Below are 3,722 nucleotides of genomic sequence, written 5' to 3' on the forward strand. Positions count from 1 at the left end.
AGCGCAACGGCGGGGCCCAAGATTTGCGAAGCAAATTTTGGGAGATATCCGGGCGCGGCCGGATATCGTTCCCCCCTGAGTCAGGGGGCGATTCGTGCCGCAGGCACGAATGGGGGTCTGGCAGTGCAACGGCGGGGCCCGAGGTTTGCGCAGCAGACTTTGGGGATTCCCGGGCGCAGCCCGGGGATCGCGGCTCAGGCGGCGCGGCGCAGGGCGACCTGGGGGAAGTCCAGCGGTACGTCGAAGGCGACGTTGACGTAGTTGGTGAACAGGTTCAGGGCGACGTGGGCGAGGATCTCGACGATCGCCTCGTCGTCGAAACCGGCGTCGCGCAGCACCTGCACGTCGGCGTCGTCGACCTGGGCGCGGCGCTCGACCACTTTCAACGCGAACGCCAGCGCCGCGGCGGTGGCCGGGTCGTCGCTGTGGCCGGTCTGGGCCTGGGCCATCGCCTCGGCGCTGACCCCGGCCTTGCGGCCCAGCGCGGTGTGCGCGGCCAGGCAGTAACCGCATTCGTTGCGATTGGCGACCGCGACCGCGATCTGCTCGCCGAGCGCGGCCGGCAGGCGGCCGCCGCCCAGTGCGCCGAAGCTGCCCCACAACGCGGCCAGGGCGGCCGGCGACTGGGCAACGGTAGCGAACATGTTGGGAACGACGCCAAATGCGCCCTTGATCGCTTCCAGGGTCGGACGGCTGGCGGCCGGGGCGCTGTCGAGGGTGGTCTGCGGGATGCGGGACATGGGGTTCTCCTGGTTGTGATGTGAACGCCGGAAGCGGCGCCAGGACAATGTCGCGCAGACGGCGGGACTAAAAGTCACGTATAGTCCAAAATTATCAACCCATCGTCCCAATCGGCGATTTGCTCACCCCCGATCCCCCAGGCCCCGCCATGGACCGATTGCACGCCCTGCTCCAGCGCTTCAGTGTCAGCGCCGGCATGTTCCACTCCGGCCCGCTGTGCGGGATCAACGAGATCCCCGAGCACGCCGATGCCGGCCAGTTGCACCTGATCCGCAGCGGCATCGTCGAGATCCGCCACGGCGACGACGGCCGCGAGCTGATCGAAACGCCAAGCCTGCTGTTGTACCCGCGCCCGCGCGCGCACCGTTTCCTCACCGATCCCGAGCGCGGCGCCGACATGGCCTGCGCCAATGTCCGCCTCGGCGCGACCCCGGACAATCCGGTGACCCGCGCGCTGCCACCGCTGGTGGTGATGCCGCTGGAGCAGTTGCCCGCCGGCGGCGCCGGGGTGCTGGAACTGCTGTTCGAGGAGGCGTTCTCGGGCCTGTGCGGCCATCGCCACGTGGTCGATCGCTTGTTCGAGGTGGTCCTGGTGATGGTGCTGCGACGGCTGATGGACCAGGGCCGGCTCGACGACGGCCCGCTCGCGGGCCTGGCCGACCCGCAACTGGCGCGGGCGTTGACCGCGATGCACGACGCGCCGCAGAACGGGTGGACGCTGCCGGAGCTGGCCGCGCGCGCCGGGATGTCGCGCAGCCGCTTCGCCGAAGCCTTCGCGCGCACGGTCGGGCAGACCCCGATGGCCTATCTGGCCGGTTACCGGATCGCGCTGGCGCAGGACCTGCTGCGGCGCGGCCGGCCGCTGGGCCTGGTCGCCGAGGCGGTCGGCTACGGCAGCGCGACCGCCCTGTCGCGCGCCTTCAGCCAGCACTGCGGGCTGTCGCCGCGGGACTGGCGGAAGACGCTGCCGGAACGCACGCTCAGCCCTTGAAGCCGCCGGCGTCGAGCCAGGCCTGCTCCTCGGCCGTGGTGTCGCGGCCGAGCACCGCGTTGCGATGCGGGAAGCGGCCGAAGCGTTCGATGATCTCCTTGTGCAGCACCGCCCACTTGTCGGCGCCCTCGCCTTCCAGATTGCGGTGCAGCTCGACCGAGCGTTCCTGGTCGCCGATGTCCTCGGAATGCTCGAACGGCAGGTAGAAGAACGCCCGCAGCGCCGGGTCGATCTCGGCGTCGTAACCGCGATCGACCGCTTCGCCGGCGTAGCGGCGCGCGATCTCGTCGTAGGCGAAGGCACGGGCGGTGCCGCGGTGGATGTTGCGCGGCATCTGGTCGAGCAGCAGCACCAGCGCCAGCGCGCCCTCGGCCGACTTCATCCAGGCCTCGCCCTTGCCGGCGGCGGCATCGTCCATCGCGTCCTCGAACGCCATCTCGCACATGTCGTCGAAGGTCTCGTCCTTGGCGAACCAGCGCTCGGGGCCGGCATCGCGCCAGAAATCAACGACTTCCTTTGCGGTCACGTTCATGGCGATACACCTCATTAGCTTGCGTGGGGCGCCATACCCTAACAGGCGCGCGCGCGATCGCGGTCCCGATGCAGCGTCCACATGCAGACCGGGCCGGCAACCAACGCGGGCAGCAGCAGGAGCAGCGCGACCCGCTCCAGCGCGCGGGCGCCCTCGGTGAAACCGAACACGAAGGCCATGCATCCGCAGGCCAGCAACCCAGACACGGTCACCGCCGCGTAGGCGGGCACCGAGCCCCCGAGCGGGCGCAGCAGGCCCGCCACGGCACCGGCCACCAGCGCCTGAACGCCACCGAAGAGCCACCCCAGTCCCAGCATCATCAGCCCGGCCTTCCAGGCGCTGCCGATCGCGCCGACGCCGTCCGTGGCCAGCATCACCAGCCACAGCACCGCGGCCCCGACCGGCGGCCCCAACAGCAGGAACCGCAGCGAACACAGGATCGCGTCGCGGCTCGCATCCCAGGCCAGCGCCTGCCAGGGCAGCACGGGCGACGTCCGCGTCGCCTCGCGCTCGATCAGCGCACGCGCGACCGCCGCCAGCAGCGGCAGTGCCGCCAGGCCCAGCCAGGGCAGCGCTTCGGCGAGGCTCAAGCGCCGGCCTCGACTTCCGGCTCGGTCGCATCGCCGCCGTCCTCGCCTTCGCCGTCCTCATCCTCGTCGCCGAGCTGCATCTCCAGCTCGCTGATCCAGGCCAGGGTCACGCTCTCCAGGGTCACCGCGTGGATCAACGGACGCAGCGCGCCGCCGGAGTAGGACGAGGCGATGAAACGGGCGTAGCGCTCGCGGTAATCGAGCCAGCGCGCGTGCGCCTGCTCGAAGGTGTGCAGGGCCTCGCCGTCGAGCTGGCGGCGCAGGTGCACGACCAACTCGCCGAGCTCGGCGTCGACGCGTCGAAAGGCTTGGGCCGCCTCGTGGTCGATCGCGTCGACGCCCTCCACGTCGCGGGCGTGGCGCGCGACTTCCTCGGCCTTGCTGAAGTAGCTGTCGGCGATGCGCGCCGCGGTCTCGGCGCGACCGAGCAGGCGGTGCTCGAAGCGGCGCAGTTCGTCGAGATCGGTCTCGGCGGTCTCCAGCCCCCGCATCAGCGCGAGCAGCTTCTGGTGACGCTCGATCGCATCGACCTCGCCGCGTCGTTCGACCCGCCGCTGGACGAAATAGAACGCCCAGGTCAGCGCCGCGCCGACGATCAGATACACCAGCTTTTCCATCCCTTTGCGCTCCTTCTACCGACCCTGTGATCGCGTGCCCATGCACGCGCCCGATGTCCGCTCCTGCGATGTCGATAGTGTGCCCGCGAGGGGTCTCAAGCGTTGCGAACCCGGGCGTTCGCGGTCACAGTTCCAAGGCCATGACCGCGTCCTCGTAGTGGCGCTGGCCGACCTGGAAGCGGCGCTCGCCGACGGTCTGGAAACCGGCGCGGCGGTAGAACCCCTGGGCCCGCTCGTTGCCGGCATAGACG

At 70.4% G+C, this 3,722-nt stretch carries 5 protein-coding genes; 1 reads left to right on the forward strand and 4 read right to left on the reverse strand.

Going from position 1 to position 3,722, the window contains the following annotated elements:
* Positions 1-194 precede the first annotated feature (194 nt).
* Positions 195-740, reverse strand: coding sequence for a carboxymuconolactone decarboxylase family protein (locus FKV24_RS08935; RefSeq protein WP_141482136.1), 546 nt, complete (start codon positions 738-740; stop codon positions 195-197).
* A gap of 149 nt (positions 741-889) precedes the next feature.
* Between FKV24_RS08935 and FKV24_RS08940 the strand changes: the two genes are divergently transcribed.
* Positions 890-1,732 carry an AraC family transcriptional regulator gene (locus tag FKV24_RS08940; protein WP_111267676.1) on the forward strand — a complete coding sequence of 281 codons (843 nt, stop codon included), beginning with the start codon at positions 890-892 and terminating at the stop codon, positions 1,730-1,732.
* Here the strand turns inward: FKV24_RS08940 and FKV24_RS08945 are convergent.
* Genes FKV24_RS08945 through FKV24_RS08955 form a run of 3 tightly spaced genes read right to left on the reverse strand, consistent with a single transcriptional unit; the run spans position 1,722 to position 3,471 of the window.
* Entirely contained in the window at positions 1,722-2,264 is a 543-nt protein-coding gene (locus FKV24_RS08945; RefSeq protein WP_141482137.1) for a DUF924 family protein, read from the reverse strand. The two genes, FKV24_RS08940 and FKV24_RS08945, sit on opposite strands and share 11 nt — an antisense overlap.
* Positions 2,265-2,302: 38 nt before the next feature.
* Positions 2,303-2,854 carry a hypothetical protein gene (locus tag FKV24_RS08950; protein ID WP_141482138.1) on the reverse strand — a complete coding sequence of 184 codons (552 nt, stop codon included), beginning with the start codon at positions 2,852-2,854 and terminating at the stop codon, positions 2,303-2,305.
* Positions 2,851-3,471: a lysozyme inhibitor LprI family protein gene (locus tag FKV24_RS08955; protein ID WP_111267679.1), complete on the reverse strand. Its 621-nt coding sequence runs from the start codon at positions 3,469-3,471 to the stop codon at positions 2,851-2,853. Before FKV24_RS08955 ends, FKV24_RS08950 begins: the two co-directional genes overlap by 4 nt.
* Positions 3,472-3,722 lie beyond the last annotated feature (251 nt).

This window comes from Marilutibacter maris, assembly GCF_006546735.2.
Taxonomy (GTDB): domain Bacteria; phylum Pseudomonadota; class Gammaproteobacteria; order Xanthomonadales; family Xanthomonadaceae; genus Marilutibacter; species Marilutibacter maris.

Coding starts and splice junctions, on each gene's coding strand:
- FKV24_RS08935 (WP_141482136.1), bottom strand. CDS start 740: ATGTCCCGCATCCCGCAGACCACCCTCGACAGCGCCCCGGCCGCCAGC.
- FKV24_RS08940 (WP_111267676.1), top strand. CDS start 890: ATGGACCGATTGCACGCCCTGCTCCAGCGCTTCAGTGTCAGCGCCGGC.
- FKV24_RS08945 (WP_141482137.1), bottom strand. CDS start 2,264: ATGAACGTGACCGCAAAGGAAGTCGTTGATTTCTGGCGCGATGCCGGC.
- FKV24_RS08955 (WP_111267679.1), bottom strand. CDS start 3,471: ATGGAAAAGCTGGTGTATCTGATCGTCGGCGCGGCGCTGACCTGGGCG.